This window comes from Phaeobacter sp. S60 (assembly GCF_000826845.1).
Classification (GTDB): domain Bacteria; phylum Pseudomonadota; class Alphaproteobacteria; order Rhodobacterales; family Rhodobacteraceae; genus Phaeobacter; species Phaeobacter piscinae.
In genome coordinates this window covers 1-23,149 of the sequence record NZ_JSWJ01000015.1, presented here as the reverse complement: position 1 = coordinate 23,149, position 23,149 = coordinate 1, and the positions used below count along the sequence as shown (strand labels likewise).

The 23,149-nt window shown below is 61.0% G+C and carries 24 protein-coding genes and 1 tRNA gene; 19 read left to right on the top strand and 6 right to left on the bottom strand.

The window, feature by feature from the left end:
• The first annotated feature begins 16 nt into the window (after nucleotides 1-16).
• From OO25_RS14740 to OO25_RS14725, 4 genes are all read left to right on the top strand, one after another.
• Nucleotides 17-355 carry a hypothetical protein gene (locus OO25_RS14740; RefSeq protein WP_024097986.1) on the top strand — a complete coding sequence of 113 codons (339 nt, stop codon included), beginning with the start codon at nucleotides 17-19 and terminating at the stop codon, nucleotides 353-355.
• A 1-nt stretch (nucleotide 356) separates the two neighbouring features.
• Nucleotides 357-2,606, top strand: coding sequence for a DNA primase (dnaG, locus tag OO25_RS14735; RefSeq protein ID WP_040180883.1), 2,250 nt, complete (start codon nucleotides 357-359; stop codon nucleotides 2,604-2,606).
• 130 nt (nucleotides 2,607-2,736) lie between these two features.
• Nucleotides 2,737-4,725 (top strand): RNA polymerase sigma factor RpoD, encoded by a 1,989-nt coding sequence (gene rpoD / locus OO25_RS14730; RefSeq protein ID WP_040180881.1) that lies wholly within the window; start codon nucleotides 2,737-2,739, stop codon nucleotides 4,723-4,725.
• A gap of 237 nt (nucleotides 4,726-4,962) precedes the next feature.
• Entirely contained in the window at nucleotides 4,963-5,244 is a 282-nt protein-coding gene (locus OO25_RS14725) for a hypothetical protein (protein ID WP_242407049.1), read from the top strand.
• Between the two features lie 105 nt (nucleotides 5,245-5,349).
• Here OO25_RS14725 and OO25_RS14720 read toward each other — a convergent pair whose 3' ends face one another.
• Nucleotides 5,350-6,024 carry an SDR family oxidoreductase gene (locus OO25_RS14720; RefSeq protein WP_040180879.1) on the bottom strand — a complete coding sequence of 225 codons (675 nt, stop codon included), beginning with the start codon at nucleotides 6,022-6,024 and terminating at the stop codon, nucleotides 5,350-5,352.
• A gap of 260 nt (nucleotides 6,025-6,284) precedes the next feature.
• Here OO25_RS14720 and OO25_RS14715 point away from each other — a divergent pair, with 260 nt between their 5' ends.
• The 5 genes from OO25_RS14715 (at nucleotide 6,285) to ribD (ending at nucleotide 9,380) form a co-directional block, all read left to right on the top strand.
• On the top strand, nucleotides 6,285-6,695 hold the full coding sequence (locus OO25_RS14715; RefSeq protein ID WP_040180877.1) for a hypothetical protein: 411 nt from the start codon (nucleotides 6,285-6,287) through the stop codon (nucleotides 6,693-6,695).
• A gap of 33 nt (nucleotides 6,696-6,728) precedes the next feature.
• The gene (locus tag OO25_RS14710; RefSeq protein WP_040180875.1) at nucleotides 6,729-7,220 is read left to right on the top strand and encodes a hypothetical protein; all 492 of its coding nucleotides are present in this window, start codon (nucleotides 6,729-6,731) and stop codon (nucleotides 7,218-7,220) included.
• Nucleotides 7,221-7,260: 40 nt separating this feature from the next.
• Nucleotides 7,261-7,677, top strand: coding sequence for a secondary thiamine-phosphate synthase enzyme YjbQ (locus OO25_RS14705; RefSeq protein WP_040180874.1), 417 nt, complete (start codon nucleotides 7,261-7,263; stop codon nucleotides 7,675-7,677).
• 120 nt (nucleotides 7,678-7,797) lie between these two features.
• Nucleotides 7,798-8,265 carry a transcriptional regulator NrdR gene (nrdR, locus tag OO25_RS14700; RefSeq protein ID WP_014873994.1) on the top strand — a complete coding sequence of 156 codons (468 nt, stop codon included), beginning with the start codon at nucleotides 7,798-7,800 and terminating at the stop codon, nucleotides 8,263-8,265.
• Entirely contained in the window at nucleotides 8,262-9,380 is a 1,119-nt protein-coding gene (gene ribD, locus OO25_RS14695; protein ID WP_369808870.1) for a bifunctional diaminohydroxyphosphoribosylaminopyrimidine deaminase/5-amino-6-(5-phosphoribosylamino)uracil reductase RibD, read from the top strand. The genes nrdR and ribD overlap by 4 nt, the downstream gene beginning before the upstream one ends.
• Nucleotides 9,381-9,414: 34 nt before the next feature.
• Here the strand turns inward: ribD and OO25_RS14690 are convergent, their stop codons facing one another.
• The 3 genes from OO25_RS14690 to OO25_RS14680 form a co-directional block, all read right to left on the bottom strand.
• Complete coding sequence (locus tag OO25_RS14690; protein ID WP_040180870.1) at nucleotides 9,415-11,445, bottom strand: capsular polysaccharide biosynthesis protein; 2,031 nt, start codon at nucleotides 11,443-11,445, stop codon at nucleotides 9,415-9,417.
• 4 nt (nucleotides 11,446-11,449) lie between these two features.
• On the bottom strand, nucleotides 11,450-12,586 hold the full coding sequence (locus tag OO25_RS14685) for a polysaccharide biosynthesis/export family protein (RefSeq protein ID WP_024097976.1): 1,137 nt from the start codon (nucleotides 12,584-12,586) through the stop codon (nucleotides 11,450-11,452).
• A 96-nt stretch (nucleotides 12,587-12,682) separates the two neighbouring features.
• Nucleotides 12,683-13,975 carry a capsule biosynthesis protein gene (locus tag OO25_RS14680; protein WP_040180868.1) on the bottom strand — a complete coding sequence of 431 codons (1,293 nt, stop codon included), beginning with the start codon at nucleotides 13,973-13,975 and terminating at the stop codon, nucleotides 12,683-12,685.
• 245 nt (nucleotides 13,976-14,220) lie between these two features.
• Between OO25_RS14680 and OO25_RS14675 the strand changes: the two genes are divergently transcribed.
• The 6 genes from OO25_RS14675 to OO25_RS14650 all read left to right on the top strand — a co-directional run bounded on the left by OO25_RS14675 (nucleotide 14,221) and on the right by OO25_RS14650 (nucleotide 18,789).
• The gene (locus OO25_RS14675) at nucleotides 14,221-14,814 is read left to right on the top strand and encodes a riboflavin synthase (protein ID WP_040180867.1); all 594 of its coding nucleotides are present in this window, start codon (nucleotides 14,221-14,223) and stop codon (nucleotides 14,812-14,814) included.
• 363 nt (nucleotides 14,815-15,177) lie between these two features.
• Nucleotides 15,178-16,299, top strand: coding sequence for a 3,4-dihydroxy-2-butanone-4-phosphate synthase (gene ribB / locus OO25_RS14670; protein ID WP_040173635.1), 1,122 nt, complete (start codon nucleotides 15,178-15,180; stop codon nucleotides 16,297-16,299).
• Between the two features lies 1 nt (nucleotide 16,300).
• On the top strand, nucleotides 16,301-16,852 hold the full coding sequence (locus tag OO25_RS14665; RefSeq protein ID WP_014874001.1) for a 6,7-dimethyl-8-ribityllumazine synthase: 552 nt from the start codon (nucleotides 16,301-16,303) through the stop codon (nucleotides 16,850-16,852).
• Entirely contained in the window at nucleotides 16,849-17,340 is a 492-nt protein-coding gene (gene nusB / locus OO25_RS14660; protein WP_040180865.1) for a transcription antitermination factor NusB, read from the top strand. The genes OO25_RS14665 and nusB overlap by 4 nt, the downstream gene beginning before the upstream one ends.
• A gap of 235 nt (nucleotides 17,341-17,575) precedes the next feature.
• On the top strand, nucleotides 17,576-17,905 hold the full coding sequence (locus tag OO25_RS14655; RefSeq protein WP_040173630.1) for a hypothetical protein: 330 nt from the start codon (nucleotides 17,576-17,578) through the stop codon (nucleotides 17,903-17,905).
• Between the two features lie 428 nt (nucleotides 17,906-18,333).
• Entirely contained in the window at nucleotides 18,334-18,789 is a 456-nt protein-coding gene (locus tag OO25_RS14650) for an MmcB family DNA repair protein (RefSeq protein ID WP_040173627.1), read from the top strand.
• Between the two features lie 20 nt (nucleotides 18,790-18,809).
• Here the strand turns inward: OO25_RS14650 and OO25_RS14645 are convergent, their stop codons facing one another.
• On the bottom strand, nucleotides 18,810-18,998 hold the full coding sequence (locus tag OO25_RS14645) for a DUF6324 family protein (RefSeq protein WP_014874005.1): 189 nt from the start codon (nucleotides 18,996-18,998) through the stop codon (nucleotides 18,810-18,812).
• Nucleotides 18,999-19,215: 217 nt separating this feature from the next.
• Between OO25_RS14645 and OO25_RS14640 the strand changes: the two genes are divergently transcribed.
• Nucleotides 19,216-19,292: transfer RNA gene (locus OO25_RS14640), tRNA-His, on the top strand.
• 140 nt (nucleotides 19,293-19,432) lie between these two features.
• Here the strand turns inward: OO25_RS14640 and OO25_RS14635 are convergent.
• Nucleotides 19,433-19,747, bottom strand: coding sequence for a DUF6476 family protein (locus OO25_RS14635; protein WP_040180863.1), 315 nt, complete (start codon nucleotides 19,745-19,747; stop codon nucleotides 19,433-19,435).
• Between OO25_RS14635 and OO25_RS14630 the strand changes: the two genes are divergently transcribed.
• The 3 genes from OO25_RS14630 to OO25_RS14620 all read left to right on the top strand — a co-directional run.
• A complete protein-coding gene (locus tag OO25_RS14630) occupies nucleotides 19,746-20,780 on the top strand; it encodes an RluA family pseudouridine synthase (protein WP_040180862.1) in 1,035 nt (344 codons plus the stop codon). The two genes, OO25_RS14635 and OO25_RS14630, sit on opposite strands and share 2 nt — an antisense overlap.
• A 220-nt stretch (nucleotides 20,781-21,000) precedes the next feature.
• Nucleotides 21,001-21,897, top strand: a complete 897-nt coding sequence (gene rpoH / locus OO25_RS14625) for an RNA polymerase sigma factor RpoH (protein WP_040173618.1) — start codon at nucleotides 21,001-21,003, stop codon at nucleotides 21,895-21,897.
• 261 nt (nucleotides 21,898-22,158) lie between these two features.
• The coding region (locus OO25_RS14620) for a cache domain-containing protein (RefSeq protein ID WP_040180859.1) at nucleotides 22,159-23,149 on the top strand (991 nt) is incomplete at its 3' end.

The window sequence follows — 23,149 nt, the reverse complement described above, 5'->3', positions numbered from 1 at the left end:
TCCGGGAGTCATCTGTATGATCCGTCTTGCCCTTGTCGCGGCATTGCTGGCAACGCCAGTCTATGCGGCTGAAAAGAAAGAAAAAAGCTGCAAGTATCAAGGGCAGGTCATGGCGGCGGTGCAGCAGGCGCGGCTGGACCGGGTGAAGCAGGCGGAGGTCAGCCAGACGATTCTGGACAGTGATCCCAGCTGGCCGGACCAGTACAGCAAGGCCATTCCGCAACTGACGGCCCATGTCTATAGCCTGCGCAAGCGCGATCTGCGCAATACGGATCTGGGCGCGTTGATGGAACAGCAGTGCCTGGAAAACTGGGATCAGATCCAGAAGATGAAAAAGCAGCTGCAGAGCAACTGAGATGTCGCTTCCCCCCGGTTTCCTTGACGAATTGCGCACCCGCGTCAGCCTCACGCAGGTTGTCGGGCGCAAGGTCATGTGGGATCAGCGCAAATCGAACCAGGGCAAGGGCGACATGTGGGCACCATGCCCGTTTCACCATGAGAAATCCGCCAGCTTTCACGTCGATGACCGCAAGGGGTTTTACTACTGCTTTGGCTGCCATGCCAAAGGGGACGCGCTGAAATTTGTGCAGGAAACCGAGAACGTCGGCTTCATGGAGGCGGTGCAGATCCTGGCGCAGGAGGCGGGGATGGAAATGCCCGCCCGTGATCCAAGGGCGCAGCAGAAACAGGATCACCGGGCCCAACTGGCCGAGGTGATGGAACAGGCCGTGCGGTTCTTTCGCCTGCAACTCAACACGCGGGCCGGGGAGGGCGCGCGCAGCTATCTGGCGCGACGCGGGCTGAGCGGCCCCGCACTGGAACGTTGGGAAATCGGCTTTGCGCCGGAAGGGTGGCAGAACCTCTGGGATGCGCTGCGCGGCAAGGGCGTGCCGGAAGAGTTGATCATGGGGGCAGGTCTTGCCAAACCGTCCAACAAGGGCGGCAAACCTTATGACACCTTCCGCAACCGGATCATGTTTCCTATCCGTGATGCGCGCGGGAGGGCGATAGCCTTTGGCGGGCGCGCAATGGATCCGCGCGACAATGCGAAATATCTGAACTCTCCGGAGACGGCGCTGTTTGACAAGGGGCGCAGCCTTTACAACCACGGGCCTGCGCGCACCGCCTCCGGGAAATCCGGCCAGCTGCTGGTTGCCGAAGGTTACATGGATGTGATTGCGCTGGCTGAAGGCGGCTTTGAGGCGTCGGTGGCGCCTTTGGGCACGGCAATCACTGAAAACCAGCTGCAAATGCTGTGGCGGATCGCGGATGAGCCGATCATCGCGCTGGATGGGGATACTGCGGGCCTGCGCGCAGCGATGCGTCTGATCGATCTGGCCCTGCCTCTGTTGGAGGCGGGGAAATCCCTGCGCTTTGCGCTGATGCCGGAAGGCAAGGACCCGGATGATCTGATCCGCGCCGAAGGGCGCGAGGCCGTGCAGGCGGTGCTGGATCAGGCGATGCCAATGGTGCGGCTGCTGTGGCAGCGCGAGACCGAAGGCAAGGTGTTTGACAGCCCGGAACGCAAGGCGGCGCTGGACAAGGCGCTGCGCGACAAGATCCGATTGATCCGCGATCCGTCGATCCGCCGCCACTATGGCGAGGACCTGCAGGATCTACGCTGGGAGTTGTTTCGCGGGGGGCGCCCGCGGGAGGATACTGCCGGGTCCGGTCTGGATCTCGGCTTTGATGCTGCGCCTGACCCTGGTTTTGATCCGGGGAGCAGGCCCGCAGATGATCCCGGTTTTGGAGCAGATTACGACGCTGGGTACGATCCGGGCTATGATCCGGCGGGCTACGATCCGGGGTATGATGTCGGCTATGATGCTGGACCCTACGATGCCGGGGCCGCGCCAGCGGGTGTGCCTGCCGGTCGGTCCGACTCATCGGGCGGTCAGGGCTATGCAGGCAAACAAGGTGGCTATGCGGGCGGCAAATCCCGCAAGGGCAGCGGGTTTCGCGATGGTACGCGCATGCCCTGGCGGGGCAAGAACGCCCCGCCGCAGCCGCTGGAAACCACGCGCAACTCTCTGCTGGCCGGTGGCAGCGAGGAGTCGCTGGTGCGGGTGCGCGAGGCGGTGATCCTGGCCACGGTGATCACCACCCCGGCCGTCATCGCCAAATATGAGGTCAATCTGGAGCGCATGGCCTGTATAGGATCAGATCACGCGCTGCTGCGCGATCTGGTGCTGCGCCATGGCGTGGATGCGCCCGAACGGCTGAAAGAGGAAATAGCTGCAGCTGCCGGGGCGCATGCCCTTGAAAACCTCTTTGCGCTTCGCCATGTGGCAATCAGCCCCTGTCTGCGCCGTCCCGGTGACGTTGAAGTGGCCAGCCTGACCCTGGCGGAGGAGTTTGCCAAACTGGAGGCGAGCCGTGGGCTCGACGCCGAACTGGCCGAGGCGGAAGAGGATTTGGACGGGCTGGCAGATGAAGCCGTGACATGGCGACTGGGGCAGGCGGCAGAAGCCCGCAACAAGGCCGTGCGCAGCGAGAATGAAGACCGTGCGCAATATGATGTGGGGGAGAACGGAGCGCGTCTGAACCGTGAGGAACGCGACGCTTTCGGAGCCCTGTTGGAACGAATTGGCTACTCCAAGAAGTGACCACTGCGCCGCAGTGAGTCGTTTTGCTAAGGAAGAGCGAAAGAAAAACGGGTAAACCGGGTGACGAATCAGCGGATCGCGATAATGATTCGCGAAACCGAATCGCCCCAGCCCCTACGAGGAGCATTGAATGGCCGCCAAAGATACCGACGACCGCAAACCTGACGATCAGGAGCCCGAAATCTCTCTCGACATGAGCCAGGCTCAGGTCAAGAAGATGATCGCCGAAGCGCGTGAGAAGGGTTACATCACCTATGATCAGCTCAATCAGGTCCTGCCGCCGGATCAGGTAAGTTCGGAGCAGATCGAGGATGTGATGTCCATGCTCTCCGAAATGGGCATCAACATCATCGAGGATGAGGAAGCCGAAGAGGAAGAGCAGAAAGGCTCGACCGAACTGGTGACCACCGAGAGCAACCGCGAAGTGGCGGTGGCCGGGGCGGCAGCTGAGAAGCTGGACCGCACCGATGATCCCGTGCGGATGTATCTGCGCGAGATGGGATCTGTCGAACTGCTGAGCCGCGAGGGCGAGATCGCCATCGCGAAGCGGATCGAGGCCGGTCGCAACACGATGATCGCAGGCCTCTGCGAGAGTCCGCTGACCTTCCAAGCGATCACCATCTGGCACGATGAACTTCTGTCCGAAGACATTCTGCTGCGCGATGTGATCGACCTTGAGGCGACATTCGGCAACCAGCTGGATGAGGATGGCGAGGTGAGCGAGCCGGTGGTGGATACCTCCGCCGTGGCCGCGAACAAGCCCGCCGCCAAGGAAACCGGCCCGGAGCTGGATGCCGACGGCAATCCGATTGCCCAGGACGATGACGACGACGAAGATGATCAGGCCAATATGTCCCTTGCCGCGATGGAAGCGGCGCTGAAAGACAAGGTGCTGACCACGCTGGAGCAGATCTCCTCGGACTACGCACAGTTGAGCGAGATGCAGGACAGCCGGATTTCGGCCACCCTGAATGAAGATGGCTCCTTCAGCGAACGCGACGAGCAGGTCTATCAGTCCCTGCGCGCAGAAATCGTGCTGCTGGTGAATGAGCTGCACCTGCACAACAACCGGATCGAAGCGCTGATCGACCAGCTCTACGGGATCAACCGTCGGGTCATGTCGATTGACAGTTCCATGGTGAAGCTGGCAGATCAGGCCCGTATCAACCGCCGTGAGTTCGTCGAGGCCTATCGCGGTCGCGAGCTGGACCCGAACTGGCTGGCTGAGATGGGCGAAAAGCCCGGTCGCGGCTGGCAGATGTTTGTCGAGCGGTCGACCGAGAAAGTTGAGGAACTGCGCGCTGACATGGCCCAGGTGGGCCAGTACGTCGGTCTGGATATCTCTGAATTCCGCCGCATCGTGCAGCAGGTTCAGAAGGGCGAAAAAGAGGCCCGTCAGGCCAAGAAGGAAATGGTCGAGGCCAACCTGCGTCTCGTAATCTCCATCGCCAAGAAATACACCAACCGCGGCCTGCAGTTCCTTGACCTCATTCAGGAAGGCAACATCGGCCTGATGAAGGCGGTGGATAAATTCGAATACCGTCGCGGTTATAAATTCTCGACCTATGCGACCTGGTGGATCCGTCAGGCGATCACCCGTTCCATTGCGGATCAGGCGCGCACCATCCGTATCCCGGTCCACATGATCGAGACCATCAACAAGCTGGTCCGTACTGGTCGCCAGATGCTGCATGAGATCGGTCGTGAACCAACGCCGGAAGAACTGGCCGAAAAGTTGCAAATGCCGCTGGAGAAGGTCCGCAAGGTGATGAAGATCGCCAAGGAGCCGATCTCTCTCGAAACCCCGATCGGGGACGAGGAAGACAGCCAGCTTGGCGATTTCATCGAGGACAAGAATGCCGTGCTGCCGTTGGACAGCGCCATTCAGGAGAACCTCAAGGAAACCACCACCCGGGTTCTGGCGTCGCTCACCCCGCGTGAGGAACGGGTTCTGCGGATGCGTTTCGGCATCGGCATGAACACCGACCACACGCTGGAGGAAGTTGGCCAGCAGTTCAGCGTGACCCGCGAACGGATCCGTCAGATTGAGGCCAAGGCGCTGAGAAAGTTGAAGCACCCGAGCCGCTCGCGCAAACTGCGGTCTTTCCTCGACCAGTAACATTGATGCGACCGCATCAAAGCAAAAGGCGTCCCATGCGGGGCGCCTTTTTTGTTGCGCGTGTGTAGGGTTGCGCTGCATGCGGGGCGAAATACGGGGCGCTTGACGATGTCCCGGGCAGGTTGGTGTGTTAACCATTCCTAACGGTCAGCAATTGTTTTCGGCCTTCGAGTACCTAAGTTACCAACATACTAATTTCACGATATCTGAGGGGGTCCAGTGCCGCAAAATTCGAATTTGAACGATGCACTCATCGTGTTGGACGACAAACTTAGATCGCTCAGCGCGCTGACCAAAGCGAATGCATTTTTGGTGGATATTATGCGCAAGGATCGCGCGTTGCTTGAGGAGCTGGAGGCCCCAGCTGCCCGCGCTATGTTGATGGACCGGGCCTGCGCCGCTTTCGGCGAAGAGGCAGGTGAGGCGGCGGACCCGGATGTTCTGGATGTGTTGGCCACGGCCCTGACTGAAGGGCAAACCGCTGAAATCATACCCTTTCCAACTGAACGCCGCCATTAGGCCGCGCGTTCTGCCGACGGCACTTATGATGCCGCTGCAACCACCCGGACGGGATGTGATCCACGCCCGGATGGTAAGCTACAGATAAGGTCTGCGACTGTCGGGTCAGCCGGTGGGCATCAGGAAAACTTCGCGCACGGCGTTGCGCGGATCAGCCTCCAGTGCAAATACGACAGCATCGGCCACATCTTCGGGTTTCAGCTTGTCGGGCTTAGCCTCATCAAAGAAGGCGGTGTCCACCATGCCCGGTGCAACCACCGTGCAGCGACCGCCCCATTCCTTCATCTCTTCAGCAAGATTGCCGCCGTAACCGTGGACGAACCATTTGGAGGCGCCGTAGATTGAGCCGGGAATATGCACCCGCCCGGCTGCGGAACCGGTCAGCACCATGTGGCCCTTTTGACGTTTCAGATGCGGCAGGGCGGCCTTGGCGGTGTAGAGCAGCGCCATGATATTGATATGCACCATATCATGCCATTCTGACGGATCCCCCTTCTCCGTGCCGGGTGTGTTCAGTCCGGTGCCCGCATTGGCAAAGGCAGCGTCCACCTGACCGAAACTGTCGCGAAGATGCTGCAGGGCGGCAACCTGATCTTCGAATTTCGTTGCATCGCCGGGCAAGACCAAGGTGCCGCCGCCCAATTCCTTGGCAAGGTTGTGCAATTTGTCTTCGGAGCGGGCAAACAACCCGACATTCCAACCTGCCTTGTGGGCCGCACGGGCGGTTGCCGCGCCAATGCCGCTGGAGGCACCGGTGATGAACAGGGTTTTCTGAGCCATAGAAAGATCCTCTCGCTTGGGGGTGTTTCCTGCTCAACGCGGTGACCAGGTGTTTGGTTGCGCCGCCGCGGCAAAGTGGCGTTGCCTCGCTGAAAGTGATCAGTTGTGACTGGCCGCCCCCCTTCTGTATCTGGAATCCTGCCGTCGACCTCCTATCTCAAGTCTGAGACTCATTTTGCAGGCTTGGCAGCACCGTCCCCCTTGGCCTGAGGGGGTCAGTCCGGACGCGCGGCAGATTAACTTATTCAGGGATTGGCATCATGCGACTACTTTCATTACCCCTTGCAGCGACGCTTGCGCTCTCAGCTTGTGCAGAGGCGGCGCCGACAGCCCATGTCACCCCTGACCGGGCGCGGGTTTTTGCGCTGTCTGATGGCCAGTTTGAAGTGGCACCGCCGCAGGGCGCTGTTCGTTCGGCGTTCTGGTGTGGGGCTGCCGACTACGCCCGCCGCGCATTGGGCGCTGGCTGGCGGCAGGACATTTACGTCGCCCGTGGCCTGGGCGCCGGGGTGGCGGTGAACCGCAAATCGACCGTGCATTTCACGCTGACACCGGTTGCGAGCGAGCGTGGCGACAGCTGGCTGAAGCGGACCAACGCCTATCGCGTCGGGGACCGGCTGAGTGTTCAGCAGGCTGACCACCAATGCACAACTGCTTTTACCCGCTTCTAAGGATCACAGTGGCCCCGGACCAGGAGGTTGCCCATGCGTTTTTTTTCCCGTTTGACCTCCCGCCCTACCAAAGTAGCGGGTCGCATTATCCCCACCTCAGGTGGACGGCGCATTCTGGGGACCGTGGGCGCCGGGCTGGCGCTGGTCGCCCTGTCGACACCGGCCTTCGCCTTTCGCGCCATCAACCGGCTGGAGGTGGTGCCCGCCGGGACCGGGCAGTTTGAGGTGATTGGCCGGGCCGGAGCCCTGAAATCAGACTATTGGTGTGCCGCGGGAGACTATGTGCGCAAATCCCTGGGGCTGTCCTGGCAGACGAAGATCTACGCCGTGGACGGTATCGGCCCCAGCGCCACCACTGGTGCCCGCTCTGCCGTGCGCTTCACGCTGGACCCGGCGGCCGCCGGGGTGACGCCCTTTACCGGCAACTGGACCGGCGATATCCTGACGCCGGGATATGCGTTCCGCGCCAATGCGGCTTATGGCAAATGCGAAGATTGGATTTTCCCCTTCCGCAGCCGCAACTAAGGCGCCCAGATCAAGACAATCAGGACCAGGGGCAGAGGCCATGCAGGCAGAGTTTACCGTCACAACCCGTGGCCAGGCGCTGTATGATATAACCGATCAGATCGCCCCTTGGGTGCAGGAGAGCGGGCGCAGCCAAGGGCTGCTGACGCTCTTTGTGCAGCACACGTCCTGTTCGCTGTTGATCCAGGAAAACGCTGATCCGGAGGTGCAGGGCGATTTGCTGGCCTATCTGTCCCGTTTGGTGCCTCCGGCCTCTGACCCGTCGATGGCTTATCTGCGTCACATCTATGAAGGGCCGGACGACATGCCCGCCCATATCAAGGCAGCGTTGTTGCCGGTCAGCCTGTCCATCCCTGTGCGCGATGGGCGCCCTGCTTTGGGCACCTGGCAGGGCATCTACCTGTTCGAGCATCGCGACGCGCCACACAGCCGCAGGGTGATCGCGCATCTGGTCTAGGCCCCGGCATCTTGTGGTCGCAATTCACCTCTACCCAAACCCTAGAGGCTGCCATATAGTTGTGGATAAGGGCGCAGCGGCGTCCCGTTGACCGGCGGACTGGAACAGGGGGGACAGCTGATGCGCTGCCCATTTTGCGGAAATATCGACACCCAAGTAAAAGACTCGCGCCCTGCTGAGGATCATGTCTCGATCCGCCGACGCCGGTTCTGTCCGGCCTGCGGCGGTCGGTTTACCACCTACGAGCGGGTGCAGCTGCGTGATCTCGTTGTGATCAAGACCAATGGAAAACGCGAAGATTTCGACCGCGACAAGCTGGAGCGTTCGATCCGTATTTCCATGCAGAAACGACCGATTGAGCCGGAACGCATTGACCAGATGATTTCGGGGATCGTGCGGCGGCTGGAAAGCATGGGCGAGACCGATATTCAGTCCAGCAAAATTGGTGAGATCGTGATGGAGGCGCTGGCCCGGATCGACACCGTTGCCTATGTGCGCTTTGCCAGCGTCTACAAGAATTTCCAGGCGGCGGATGATTTCGAGGATTTCGTTCACGAGCTGCGCCCGCCGGTGGCGCCGGAAGAGTGAGCCCCGCAGAACGGGCGCGGCCCGAGGACGCGAGGTTCATGTCGCTGGCATTGTCGCTGGGGCGGCGCGGACAGGGGAACTGCTGGCCGAACCCGGCGGTGGGCTGTGTGATTGTGCGAGACGGACGCATCGTTGGCCGTGGGTGGACGCAACCGGGCGGGCGTCCCCATGCTGAACCACAGGCATTGCAGCAGGCCGGGGCGCTGGCGCGCGGCGCAACCGCCTATGTCTCGCTTGAACCTTGCTCCCACACCGGGAAGACACCGCCCTGTGCGCAGGCCTTGATCGACGCCGGTGTCGCGCGTGTTGTCGCCGCGATTGAGGATAGCGACCCGCGCGTCTCAGGCCATGGGTTTGCGATGTTGCGTGACGCAGGGGTCACGGTCACCACCGGAGTCTGTTCAGATGCGGCGGCGCGGGATCATGCCGGGTTCTTTCTGAAGACCGAACAGGGACGTCCCTTTGTTACCCTGAAACTGGCAAGCAGTTTTGACGGGCGTATTGCCACCGCAACAGGTGAAAGCAAGTGGATCACCGGGTCGGAAGCGCGGCGGGCTGTACATGCCATGCGGGCGCGCCATGATGCGGTGATGGTGGGCGGCGGTACCGCGAGGGCCGATGATCCCTCGTTGACTGTGCGAGATCTTGGCGTGACCCATCAGCCGGTTCGGGTGGTGATTTCGCGTCATCTGGATCTGCCGCTGATGGGACAGTTGGCGCGCAGCGCGCGCGACATTCCGGTATGGATCTGCCACGGTGCCGGAGCCGACACTGAACGCCTGCGCGCCTGGGAAGGGTTGGGGGCGGTCTTGCTGCCCTGCGCGGCGGACGGGTTGCAGCTGGACGCAGGCGACGTGCTGCAGCAACTGGGACAGGCCGGGCTGACACGGGTCTTCTGCGAGGGGGGCAGTGCGCTTGCGGCCTCGCTTCTGGCGCAGGATCTGGTGGATGAGCTGATCGGGTTCACCGCAGGGCTGGGTATCGGCGGCGATGGCTTGTCTTCGATCGGCGGCCTCGGGCTGGACACATTGGTCGAGGCGCCGCGCTTTGATTTGCTGGATGTTCGTCCGGTCGGGGTTGATATCCAGCACCGCTGGACGCGCTCCCTGCGCTAGGGCTAGAGCCCCACGGGGCCGCAGCGCGCGCAGATCAGCGCCACAGGTGGGCGTAGGTGGCCAGCAGACCCTGAAGCTTGGCCAGTGTTCTGTTGGCGGCGCTTGGTTCGGGGATTTCTCCTTTGGCCAGTCGCTCAACCACCAATTCCACCTGACAGGGCAGGCCGCTGACTGGATCCACGTAACGCGGGTAGTCGATCAACGTGGCGTGCACCAACCCCATCAGCGAGGGGCGTGCACGGCGGCGGGCCACCGGGACGGCTCCCAGATCCGTGGTCAGCCCCCAACCAGCATAGAAGGGCGCGCCAACCGTCGTGACCTTCACCCCGCGCAGCAGGGCCTCAAACCCCATCAGAGACGTCATCGTCCAGACCTCATGTACCATATCCAAGAGCGCCATCGGATCGCTGTCGGGAACCACCACATCCGCCAGCTGCTCAGCGGCGATGCTGCCACTACGCAGTCCGGCCTCTACATCGGGGTGGGGTTTGTAGATCAGCACCGCGTCCGGATTTGCAGCGCGCGCGGCACGTAGCAAATCAGCGTTGGTCGCGATTTTCTCACAGCCCAGCCGCACCGAAGCATCATCGGCCACCTGTCCCACGACCAGCACCCGATGCCCCTCCGGCAGGTCCGGCACCGTGCCGCCAAGGTTGTATTTCGACAGGCTGTCCTGCACCAGTCGCTGGGTCAGGGCTTCTGCGCGCTGTTGCTGCTCCGGCGTCAGGGTGGCGCGGGCGGCGATCAGATCCTCCAGATCGCTGGGTTGGTGGGGGTCGTAGTAGATCCCCTGCCGGTCCACCACCAATGACAGCGGCGGGATCAGATCCGCGCCCAAGCCGCGCGACCGCAGAAAGCCATCTTCCACACGATGCGCGCCGGGAGATTGCCCGGTGCTGGTGCGCCCGGCCCAGATCATCCAGTTGCGCCCGCTGGCCTTCGCCGTCTTGGCGCTGTTGCTGAACCGCAGGCGCCGGTAGCGGCCAAAGAAAGTCTGTAGCGGCTGACGTTTCCAGAGCCGCATGCCAGAGGCAATCCAGCCAACGCGGTCCTGCTGCCAGGCGCGGGTCTCTGCCTCCAGCGCGTCGATCACCTCCTCCAGCTCGCACAGACGGTCGTGATGGGGGCTGTACCATGTGGGATAAAGGATCATGGCGGCTGCAAACAGCTGCGCGCGGGTCAGGCGGCGCTGACGCCGGGTGATGGGGAATTCATCTTCGCTGAGGCCCCAGCCAGCGTAGAAGGGCTGGCCAAAGATACGGGGCCTGTGGCCGCAGAGGATCGCCTCAAACCCCATTTGCGACGATACAGTATAGACAGCGATTGCGCCCTCCAGCAGCGCCCAGGGCGACACCGGCGCGTCAAGGATTTCAACCCGGCCCTGCGCGTCTGCCGCGCTGTAGTAGCCGGGGCGGTGGCCTGCGCGATCTTCTGGGTGGGATTTGATGATGATACGGGCGCCCGGATGTTCATCCTGGGCGCAATAGAGCATCTCCTGAAATCGCGCATGATCAGTGCCCTCGAACGGGGTCGAGGCACGGACCGAGGCATCACCACGAGCCTGATCAATCACCAGCACGTAACCGGGATCAGGGACCGGTGCCTGCGGTGAATAGGCGTTGTATTTGCTCAGATGGGCGTCCTGCAGTCGTGCGATGGCGCGCCGCGCGCGCCGCATCAATGCGCTGTCATCCAGCGGATGCGAGGCCAGCAGCTGCTCCAGATCGGAGGGGGTTGCAGGGTCAAAATGCAACCCGGAGCGGTCCAGCAACAGTCCCAATGGCGGCTCTCCCGCGCGACCGGGATGGATCGAGCGGAGGAAAGCGTCCTCGACCCGCAACAGCTCACAGCCGTGGGCCTCAGCCACAGCATGGCCACGATGGGCGGTATCAGCATTGCCCCAAACCGCGACCAGATCATCGGCGGTTGGTTTGCCGAGGCGCAGGTCATACCCGGCCAGTGACAGGATGCGCCGCAGCCGCTTTTGACGCAGGAAGCCGGCGTTGTAATAAAAAAGCCGGGAGCGCGCGCCCCCGGCCTTGGTCGTCGGGTATTGTCCCGTCATGTCATCAGCCGCCGCTGGCCAAACTTTCGACGCTGGCGATGGGGGCCAGCGGGCTGGCCAGCAGGGAAATCGTCTTGGTCCACTGGGCGTAGGGCGCCTCTGTCACGTAGAGCGTATCGGAATCGCGGATGACAAAGTCGCGTGCCACAAACAGCCCGTTGGGTTTGGTCAGGTTCAGCACATAGACCAGCCGCTGCGCACCGATCAGATCATTGCGCCCCAGGACCTGGTTGGCGATTTCAGCAGGTTCATTGCGCAACACAAAGACGCCGGTGGGATCCGACGCGGTGGAGACCAGACCGCCGACCTGCGCAATCGCTTCAAGGGCGGAGAGGTTCTGGCTTTCAAACGGGACGCGCGCCTGCGCGCTGGTGGCGCCCAATGCGGTGAAGGACCGGCTGTCCTCTTCCACCAGGATTTTGTCACCGCCGCGCAGGGCAATGTCCAGCTCTGGATGTTTGAAAAGATCCTGGAACCAGATGGTGCCACGCTCGGCGCCACGAATGACGGTGATCTGGGCGTTTTCAGGCTCAATCGCTACGCCGCCTGCACGGGCCAGCATGGTCGCCAACGTCCGCGTCGGGCGTTCAATCGGGTAAACGCCCTGTCCACCTACGGCCCCGGTCAGGCTGACGGTTGCGCCATCGCCTGCAAGTCGGCGTACCTGAACCTGTGGGTCCGGGGTCTGGTCTTCCAGTTTCTTGGTGATGGTGCGGCGCAGCTGATCCGGCGTATTGCCGGAGGCGCGCAGCCGCCCTGCATAGGGGACGAAGATGAAGCCGGCACTGTCGACCTGGACTTCTTCCAGAACCGTGGCATTGGTTGTTTCAGCCGCCAGCAACCCGTCGTCGACGTTTTCCCAGACCGTGAGGCCAAGAACGTCGCCGGGGCGGATCACATCGGAGGTCAGCCGACCGGCGCTGCGGAAACTGTCAGAAAACCCGAGCGCGGGCACAACAGCGGTTGCACGGGTGACGCGGTCATTGACCGAGACGATGAAGGCATCGCCTTCTTTTTGCACGGAACCGGCGTAGATCTGACGCTTGTTCGGGCCGACCTGGGGAAGGCCACAGGATGCGGCCAGCGAGACTGCGGCCAGAATCGCAACCGGTCGCGCCCATTGAAAGGGAACGGTTTTCACTGCTCGGTCTCCTCGACCTATTATTGTTTTGCCTCAAGTTTTGGGGCCAAGCTAGCGCAGTGTCTTGAAAAAATCCAGCCTTAGAGATGTGGCGCCTCAGCTCACCACACGCAACTGTTGCCGCGGTGCCGCTGTCCCCTGCATCAGCGCCTGATAGGGGTCTTCTGCCGCCAGCATCATATCCACCACCTGCCGCAGCAGTTGACGGCGACCCTTGCGGGAATAGAAGCCACCGGGAAGTTGCGAGGTTTCCAGAAGATAGCGGCGATAGTCCTTATAGGCGCGGTTGTCCGGCCTTGCGGGCGCGGCAAAGAAGTCCGCCAGCGGTTGGGTCGAAACAAACTCTGGCTTGTCATAGACAGCCTTGCCGAACACCTTCAGCGGGATGCCGCGCCAGAGCACCTGCTGACCTGCGGTTGAATTCACGGTAACAGCTGTGCGGGCCTCGTTCAGCAGGGCGGCCAGTTTGCCGCCGCGCACGTAATGCACGCGATGTTCCAGCCCGTAGCGTTTGGCCAGCTGACGGACCGTGCGCCGGATCGGAACCCGGCCGTCCTCAAGCGGATGCGCCTTGACGACGAGGTGGTGATGACGTGGCGCACCCTCAGCGAAGCCTTGAAACACGTCGGTCAGGAAATCCGTCAGGCTGGCAAAGGGCGAATGCTCCTGAAAGGCGCTGTCATGTTCCAGTTGCAGCAGCGCCAGGTGGTAGGGGAAACCGCCGTTGCGGATGCGTCTTGTGGCGACCCGACGCTCAAGTGCCTGGAACGGCATCAGCAGCAGGCGGCGCAGATATAGTTGAAATTCGCGGGTGACCGGCAGCGCCCGATGGGGGCGGAACTGGCGGTAGCCACGATTGAGCAGCATGACAAAGCCATGATAAAGCGCGCCGTAAAAGACATGCTGCCGGGTATCGCCCCAATGGGACGGCGGCAATGGTGCCTCCATGTCGGACAGGGCAAGGGCCGCAGTCATCTGCGTGACCGGCATGTCCATCAGCCGGGAATGCCCGTTGGAGCCCTCCCGTTCATAGGTGACCCAGTACGGGCGCAGATAACCTTCCTCAAACACATGCACCCGGATGCCGCGTGCGCGCGCAGCGGACACCGCTGTCGCGTGGATCGGACGGGTGTCGCCGTAAAGCACCAGATCGGTAATCTGACGATCACCCAGAACCTGTTCAAGATGTGCAGGCCAGTCCTCCGGTGTGCCGCGATAGGGCAGGTAGCTGGTCTTGTCGCGCCAGAACGCCTGATCGCCCGCATTGAAACCGACGCGCCAGACAGTGCAGCCAGCCGCCTGCAGCATCTCTGCCAGACTGGCGAAGAACGGCCCGTGGGGGCCTTGCAGAAACAGGAAAGCGCGCTGTGGATCGTCGGTCTTGTGCATAATGGGTCAAATATATCCCGATTGTACAAACAATGGCTTAACCGCTAATTCGGCTTAACCACATCTGCGGTCTAGGGTAGGGCGCCGGGCCAGCGCAAGGCAAGAGCGGCCATCGGTGTCGGGCAATTGCAGGGCGGGGCGGGTTCATCCGGCAACAGCGGGGCTTGCCGCGCGGCGGTCCAATGGCTACCAGAGAGGCGCCGGCCGATCAACACGGCCACAACCGCATTTGCAGGAGCCCGCCCATGTTCACAGGCATCGTCACCGATATCGGCATCATCACCGAGCTGGAGCAGCAGGGCGACCTGCGGGCGCGGATCAAGACCGGCTATGACACCGCCACCATTGATATCGGCGCCTCGATTGCCTCCGACGGCGTCTGCCTGACAGTGATCGCGCTGGGGGACGATTGGTATGACGTGCAGATCTCGGCCGAGACCGTGTCCAAGACCAATATCGGCGGCAACGGCTGGACCGTTGGCAAGCGGGTCAATCTGGAACGCGCGCTGAAGGTTGGTGATGAGCTGGGCGGCCATATCGTGTCGGGCCACGTCGATGGGGTCGCCGAAGTGGTGGACATCCGCGATGAGGGCGACAGCACCCGTGTCACCCTGCGCGCGCCGCAGGATCTGGCACGCTTCATCGCACCAAAAGGGTCGGTTGCGCTTAACGGGACTTCACTGACTGTGAATGATGTGGAGGGCTGTGATTTCGGCATCAATTTCATCCCGCACACCAAAGAGGTTACAACCTGGGGGGATGTGGCTGTCGGTGATGCGGTGAACCTGGAGATCGACACGCTGGCCCGCTATGTCGCGCGGTTGAACGAAGCAGGCTGATCCGGGTCACCTACGCCGACTGGAACGACCGTCTACAGCTGAGGCAAACGGCTCCCGCCCCTTGTCACGGCACCACAGGTGCCGCGCAGAGCGTTGGGCCGAGCGCGCCGCCTTGGCGGCGCGCGTCAGCGCTTGACTGCAGGGCGACTGGCAGGTCGGGACGCTGCCACGTTGACGATCCAACCCGCCAACTGACAGGCCTGCTGCTGACGGCGACGCCGCGTCCGGGCTATGGTCTGCCGCATGCAGGGCTGGTATTTGCGGGATGGCTGGTCTATCCCGCTTTGGTATCCACGGCCTTGCTCGGGGCTGTGGGGGTCGCATAGACCGCTGTCCACGACTGCCCACCGAAAGGTTGCCTGAATGAGCTTTGAAACACCGGGGCCGATTGAAGCCCAGCTGCGCGATGCAATCAGCCCGATTGAAGAGATCATCGAAGAGGCCCGCCAGGGGCGGATGTTCATCCTCGTGGATCACGAAGATCGCGAAAACGAAGGCGATCTGGTGATTGCCGCCGAATTTGCGGATGCTGCGGCAATCAACTTTATGGCGACTCATGGGCGAGGGCTGATTTGCCTGCCGATGACCGCCGAACGGGTTGATGCGCTGGGGCTGCCAATGATGGCTGTGAACAACTCCTCGCGTCATGAAACCGCCTTCACCGTATCAATCGAGGCGCGCGAGGGTGTTTCGACCGGGATTTCGGCAGCCGACCGCGCGCTGACCGTGGCGGAGGCCATTAACGAGAATAACACTATGGCATCGCTTGCCACACCGGGCCATGTCTTTCCGCTGCGGGCCAAGCGGGGCGGGGTCTTGGTGCGGGCGGGCCATACCGAGGCTGCGGTTGATATCTCGCGCCTCGCCGGGCTGAACCCGTCCGGGGTGATCTGTGAGATCATGAACGACGATGGCACCATGTCGCGCCTGCCGGAGCTGGTCACCTTTGGCAAGACCCATGGGCTGAAGATTGGCACGATCAGCGATCTGATCGCCTACCGCGCGCGCAATGACAATCTGGTGGTTGAAACCTCGCGCGAGACTGTCACCGCCGAGATTGGTGGTGATTGGGAGATGCGCCTGTTTACCGATCAGACCCATGGCATCGAACATGTGGTGATGATCAAGGGCGATATCACCACGCCGGAACCTGTGCTGACCCGCACCCACGCGCTGCATGAGGCGACCGATCTGCTGGGGCTAGGGCCCAAGTCGGCCCGCCAGCTGCCCCGCGCGATGGAATTGATCGCGGCGGAAGGGCGCGGCGTGGTCTGCCTGTTCCGGGAGCCGCGCAGCGCACTCTATGCGCAGGACGACGAGGGCCCGCGCACCATCAAACAGACCGGTCTGGGCGCGCAGATCCTCTCGAAAATGGGGCTGCAGGAGCTGGTGCTGCTGACAGATTCGCCCACTACCACCTATGTTGGACTGGATGCCTATGGGCTGACCATTGTTGGCACCAAACCTCTGTTGAAGGACGCTTGATATGGCTGCACATGAAACCCACTACACGCTGGACCGCCCGACCTTTGACAAGCCAGTGAAGCTGCTGATTGTCGTCGCCCCTTATTACAAGGACATCGCCGACAATCTGGTCGCCGGGGCGCAGGCGGAGATTGAGGCCGCAGGCGGCACCTGCGAGCTGATCGAGGTGCCCGGCGCGTTGGAAGTGCCCACCGCCATCGCAATCGCCGATCGCAGCTCAAACTTTGATGGCTATGTGGCGCTGGGCTGTGTGATCCGGGGCGAAACCACACATTACGAAACCGTCTGCAACGACAGCAGCCGGGCCATCCAGCTGATGGGTTTGCAGGGGCTGTGCATCGGCAATGGCATCCTGACCGTGGAAAATCGCAAGCAGGCAGAGGTCCGCGCAGATACCAAAGATCAGAACAAAGGGGGCGGCGCTGCCGCTGCGGCCTTGCATCTGATCGCGCTGACGCGTAAATGGGGCGCCCAAACCAAGGGAGTCGGCTTCAAGGCCCCTTCCGAGGCCATCAGACTGGCCGACTCAGATAATGGACCCACCACCGCATGACCACCTCGGACAGCCAGGGCGCCGCTCGCAAGGGCAGTGACAAGCACAAGATGAAATCAGCGTCCCGGCTTTATGCCGTGCAGGCGTTGTTTCAGATGGAACATAGCAATCTGACCTTTGACAAGGTCATCGTCGAATTCGAAGACCACCGGTTTGGTGCAGTCTATGACGGCGATGAAATGGCTGAGGGCGACTCCAAGAGCTTTCGCAAGCTGATTGAGGGCGCGGTCAACGAACAGGCCAAGATTGACCAGATGACCGACCGTGCGCTGGTGGCCAAATGGCCGATTGCCCGGATCGATCCGACGCTGCGCGCCTTGTTCCGTGCCGCTGGCGCTGAGTTTCTGACGGGTAAAACCCCGCCCAAGGTGGTGATCAACGAGTTCGTCGATATCGCACGCGCATTCTTCCCGGAGGGGAAAGAGCCGAAGTTTGTGAACGCCGTGCTGGACCACATGGCCCGCGAGGCAGCGCCCGAGGCCTTTTGAGGCCCGCTTGGCAGGCGGCGTCCATTGGTAACGGGATGCAAAGAGCCAGGTGAAGATAGAGCGTCATGTGAGGACAATTGGAAAGCGTGCCCCAGTGGCGCGCTTTTTTGATTCTGCTTCCGAAGGCGAGCGTCAAAGACCGGGCAACATGCGTCAAATTCCGCCGGTCCGCCATTTGCCGCTGGACGCCCCTGCAAAGAATGCTACCGTTTTCCCTGTAGCAGGAGGGCGTTTTATGCCGAAGCTGGTGAGACTCTATATTCAGAATGTGGTGATTGGCTTTGCCATCGCCGGTGCTTTTGTCGGGATGCTGTTGTGGTTCAATGTAATGAACCTTTGGCATCTGGTCAGCACATCGGACAGCGGGTTGCTGGCGGTTGCGCTCCTGTGGTTCATGAACGGGATCGTCTTTGCCGGGGTACAGTTCGGCTATGCGGTGATGTCGCTCGCAGGGAAGGACGATGGCCCGCGGGGCGGAATGCGCATCACGCCGGATGTGAAACGTGAGATGATCCCGGTGCGGGTCCCCGCCGAGAAAGCCACCAGACAGCTGCCGCGTCGCTGACCCTTAGTCTGCAGTGGATGTGGCTTGGGCACACTTGCCCCCAATCGACCAGCCGTGCCTCTCTCAGGCGCGGCTTTTTTGTCAGATCGAATTGTGGTGGAATGCGGCGGGACCACCAGTCAACCGTGCGGTTTTGATTCCCGAGGACCTGTATGTACAGGTGGGCGCCAGGTAAAAGGACCAGGGTCCGAACAGAGCCAGCTCCCTCGGAATTGCTTAAGGCCACTGGAATGCTACCTGTCACGAGAAGGGCAGAACCCGCCTCCGCTCTAACTAGGGGGCGGGCAGGGGGGAGACAAGGGGGTGGCCCAAGTCTTTTCATGCCGTTGGTCACCGCAGAGCAATCAGCGCCGTTGACAGGGCGTGATCAAACGATTGGTCCATGGCATGGACTTGCTATTTGTTCACGAATTGTTCACATTGCCGCCATGGTACAGGATCTTGCCCCCGGTCAGCGTCTTGCGCGCGGCGTGGCGCGTCATATGGCGACGCTTGGCTTTGTCACAGTTGAGGAATTCGTCCCGGCGCGCGGTCTTCGGGTTGATGTTATGGCGCTTGGCCCGAAGGGCGAGCTATGGGTGGTAGAGTGCAAGTCCAGCCGCGCCGATTTCCAGTCCGACAGCAAATGGCAGGGCTATCTGGAGTGGTGCGACCGTTATTTCTGGGCCGTGGATCTGGCGTTTCCGAATGAGCTGTTGCCGGATGACAGCGGGCTGATCATTGCAGATGACTACGACGCGGAGATTGTCCGCATGGCGCCGGAGCAGAAGCTGCCCGCCGCCAGACGCAAAAAGCTGATCCAGAAATTCGCGATGGATGCGGCCAGTCGCCTGCATCGGTTGCGTGATCCCCAGCCGGGTGCGGCTGGGACCTGGGGTGTCTGAGGGCCGGTTCGGTCCCGAGATCAGGTGTTGAGGCTGCGGGCGGCCTGAGCGGCTGCCATGATCTCTTCGGCGATTTCATTGGCCTCTTCCGGGTCGAAATCCATCGGGATCTCGATGCCATCGGCTTCGATGAAAATGCGCACCATGCCAGCATCGGTGGGGCCGATCTGCATATTGGCTTCGATGTCACGCTCGGTATTGATGCTCATGCGGCACTCCTGTCGTCGGGCTTGCGTTAGCTGGTTCTGCTAGCTTGCCAGCAGTCTAAAGGCAAGAACCCGCCGCCGCCAGACGGGGTATGTCAGACGGTGTATGTCTGGGTGCGCGCGACCCGTCCCATTGGCGGCACATCTCTGCACATTGAGGGTAAAAACTTGCGGCTTTCCTCTTGCGCTCTCATCGCCCCTGTATTAAATCGCCCTCAGTGCCGCCTTAGCTCAGTAGGTTAGAGCGCCTGATTGTGGATCAGGAGGTCCCCCGTTCGAGCCGGGGAGGTGGTACCACTCTTCACCCCAAGAAAATCACGGCTTAGACAGAAACCGGCTCCGGCCTGTGCTGTATTGTTTCCATCTTTATCCTGTGAATTCAACGCTCTCTCAAGCCTGTGAGGCTCTGTCGGTTGACTTGTGACAGCCGCCTTGCGTCAGTTTTCGGCAGGCTGGATCTTCAACCGCTGCTCGACTGCGCCGCTCAGATTGTTCAGGATCAGGATTTCATCCTCATCTGTCACCACCGCAATCCAGCCGTCGCCAAAGGTCACGGCGCGGGCACTGACGCCAGTCGGCAGGGAGACAGTTTCCGGCAGGTTTGGACCGGATGCAGACAAACGGATGACAAGCAGGGTCAGAACCACTAAGAACCCGCAAATCATGATCACCGTCAATGTGGTCACCATCCGCCGCAGGAACACCAGCTGGGGCGGTTCACTTTGATTATCTGTTTCAGAAGGATGTGTCATGGCCCGCCGCCGGATCGAGTTTGTCATTGCGGAAAACCCGCCTAAACGGCTTGATAAAGCGGTTTCGCGTGATGTGCCAGAGGAAGCCACCCTGTCGCGCACCCGACTGGCCCGCCTGATTGAGGCTGGGCAGGTGCAGGTCGACGGTGTGGTCGTGACCGACCCCAAGGCCAAGGTGGCGGCAGGTGCGGTTATCGAGATCACCGTGGAGGAGGCCGAAGACAGCCACATAGGCCCCGAGGACATCCTGCTTGAAGTCATCTATGAAGATGACGACCTGATCGTCGTCAACAAACCCACAGGTATGGTCGTGCATCCGGCGCCCGGCACGCCGTCTGGCACGCTGGTCAACGCGCTGCTGCATCACTGCGGCGACAATCTCTCCGGCGTGGGCGGTGTCAAACGTCCCGGCATTGTTCATCGCATCGATAAGGAAACCAGCGGGTTGTTGGTGGTGGCCAAATCCGACGCCGCCCATCAGGGGTTGGCGGCGCAGTTTGAGAAACACACAGTGGAACGCTACTACCGCGCGATTTGCTACGGTGTGCCCGACGCCAACGATCCTCGCTTGCGTGGGGTTAAGGGCACCAGTTTCGAGCCGGGCAATATCCTGAAGCTGACCACCCAGTTGGCCCGTCACAAGACCGACCGGCAGCGGCAGGCGGTTCTGTTTCAGGGCGGCCGTCATGCCATCACCCGCGCGCGCATCGTCGATGCCTTTGGCACACCGCCAGTTGTCGCATTGATCGAATGTTGGCTGGAAACCGGGCGCACCCATCAGATTCGCGTGCATATGGCGCATGCGGGGCATGGGCTGGTTGGGGACCCTGTTTATGGCGGCAAGCGCAAGCTGGCGGCAAAATCACTGCCGGAAGACACCGCCGCTGCCATCCAGACCTTCCCGCGTCAGGCGCTGCATGCGGCGGTTCTTGGGTTCATCCACCCGGTCACAGGCGACGCCATGCGGTTTGAGGCGCCCCTGCCGGAAGATATGGCGCATTTGCTGCAAAAGCTGGGCGCCGCGGGTACCTAAATCCGCCTCTTGCTTGGTAACATACTGAACTGTAGGTATGATTCCCCGCGTCGCCGAATTGGTAGCGCGGCTTTTGGCCTGCAAATTGTTGTGAACTCAATCACAGACCGCTTTTCTTCTGATTTCTATAAGAGATAAAATCGGCAACTCTTGAACGGGGCTGTGCGTTAACCCATATGACGAGATGTTAAGTCCTTATACATTGGGAGGGACACGAAAAATGGCGAATTATGCAAATCTGCCCGCACCAACCCCCGAAGGCGGGTTGAACCGGTACCTTCAGGAAATCCGCAAGTTCCCTTTGTTGGAGCCGGAAGAAGAATACATGCTGGCCAAGCGCTGGGTGGAAGAGCAAGACAGTGCCTCTGCCCATAAGATGGTGACGTCGCACCTGCGACTGGCTGCGAAAATTGCCATGGGCTATCGTGGTTACGGTCTGCCACAGGCTGAGGTGATCTCCGAGGCCAATGTCGGCTTGATGCAGGCGGTGAAAAGGTTTGACCCCGAGAAGGGCTTTCGCCTCGCAACTTACGCGATGTGGTGGATTCGTGCTTCGATCCAAGAATATATCTTGCGCTCATGGTCGCTGGTGAAGCTGGGCACCACTTCGGCACAGAAGAAGTTGTTCTTCAATCTGCGCAAGGCCAAAGCCCGTATCGGCGCGCTGGAGGAGGGGGATCTGCACCCTGACAGCGTCAAGAAAATTGCCACCGACCTTGGCGTGACCGAAGCCGAGGTGATCTCCATGAACCGGCGTATGTCCGGTGGGGACGCCTCCCTCAATGCCACTGTGGGCAGCGAGGGCGAGGGCACCATGCAGTGGCAGGATTGGCTGGAAGACGAAGATGCCGATCAGGCCGGTGATTATGAGGCACGCGATGAGCTTGAGGCGCGGCGTGAACTTCTGGCCAGCGCGCTTGAGGTGTTGAATGACCGCGAGAAGGATATTTTGACCCAGCGCCGTCTGGCCGATCAGGCAAAGACGCTGGAGGACCTTAGCACTCAATACGGTGTCAGCCGCGAGCGGATCCGCCAGATCGAAGTACGCGCCTTCGAGAAGCTGCAGAAGAAAATGCGCGAACTGGCGTCCGAGAAGGGCATGTTGTCAGTTCAGTGATACCAAGTATATCGGCGCTGCAAATTTGATGAAACGGCCCCGCCCTGGGGCCGTTTTCCACCGCTTGGCAGGGGTTGCAGATTCGCAGATAAACAGGGCCGGGCCTTAACTTTTGCGGGTTTCAAACACCTTAAGAAAACAGATCGAAACTCTACGTAATATCGGTGCAAAACGGGCAATTGAAGAGGTTGACCTAACGCTTTGTTAGGGGGCAGCGGCATAGGGTCGGGAAATCTAATTCCTTAAAGGATCAAGTGACCGATGCCGTCCATTTTCTATCGTCTTCCCATCCGTATCTACGCAGTGGTGGCGATGGCGCTCGCACTTTCCGTGCTGTTGACCGTCCTGCTGCTGTCACGCGCTGTCGATAATGCCTATGCAATGCGCGACCGCGAGCTGCACAACATCATCGACACCTCGATCAGCTTGCTTGCTGATCTTGAAGCCCGGGTGCAGTCGGGCGACCTAACTGCTGATGAGGCGCGCGCCCAAGGGCGTGAGGTGATTGAAAAAATCCGCTTCGAGACATCCGGATATCTCTTCGCTTTCGACCAGGACTTGATTGTGCGGGCGCACCCGATGGTGCCGGATTGGGTTGGCACAGATCGGTCCGGCTTCGAGGACGTGAAGGGCATGAAGGTTTTCCAGGAACTTGGCAAGGTTGCCGCCAGCGATGGTGCCGGATCTGTCCGCTACTGGTTCCAGAAACCAGGGCAGACCACGCCAGAACAGAAAATCGGCTATGTGCAGGCGTTTGAACCTTGGGGCTGGATCATCGGCACCGGTTCCTATGTATCGGACATCCAAGCGGACCTGGCTCAGATGCGGATCGAATCGATGATCACACTCGGGGTGAGCCTTGTTTTGCTGATGATCGCATCGACGGTTCTTTTGCGCAGTGTCACCGGGCCGATCAACAGGCTGAAAGCGCGGATGGCTTCCATGGCGGAGGGTGAAACCCATGCGGATGTTCCCTACACGCGGGCCCGCAGCGAAATCGGCGAAATGGCCCGCACGCTGGAGGCCTTCCGCGAGAAACTTGAGCAGCAAGAGGCGATGAAAGGCCATCAACAGGCCCGTGACGCCGAACGTGCCGATGTCGTTCAGGTTATCTCCAGTCGTCTGGCCACACTCTCAAAAGGAGATCTGACGGTCCGTATCAACGAACATCTGCCCGAAGATTACGCCCAGCTGCAGCGCGATTTCAACCGCACAGCGGAGACATTGAGCACGACCGTGACCCAGGTGATCG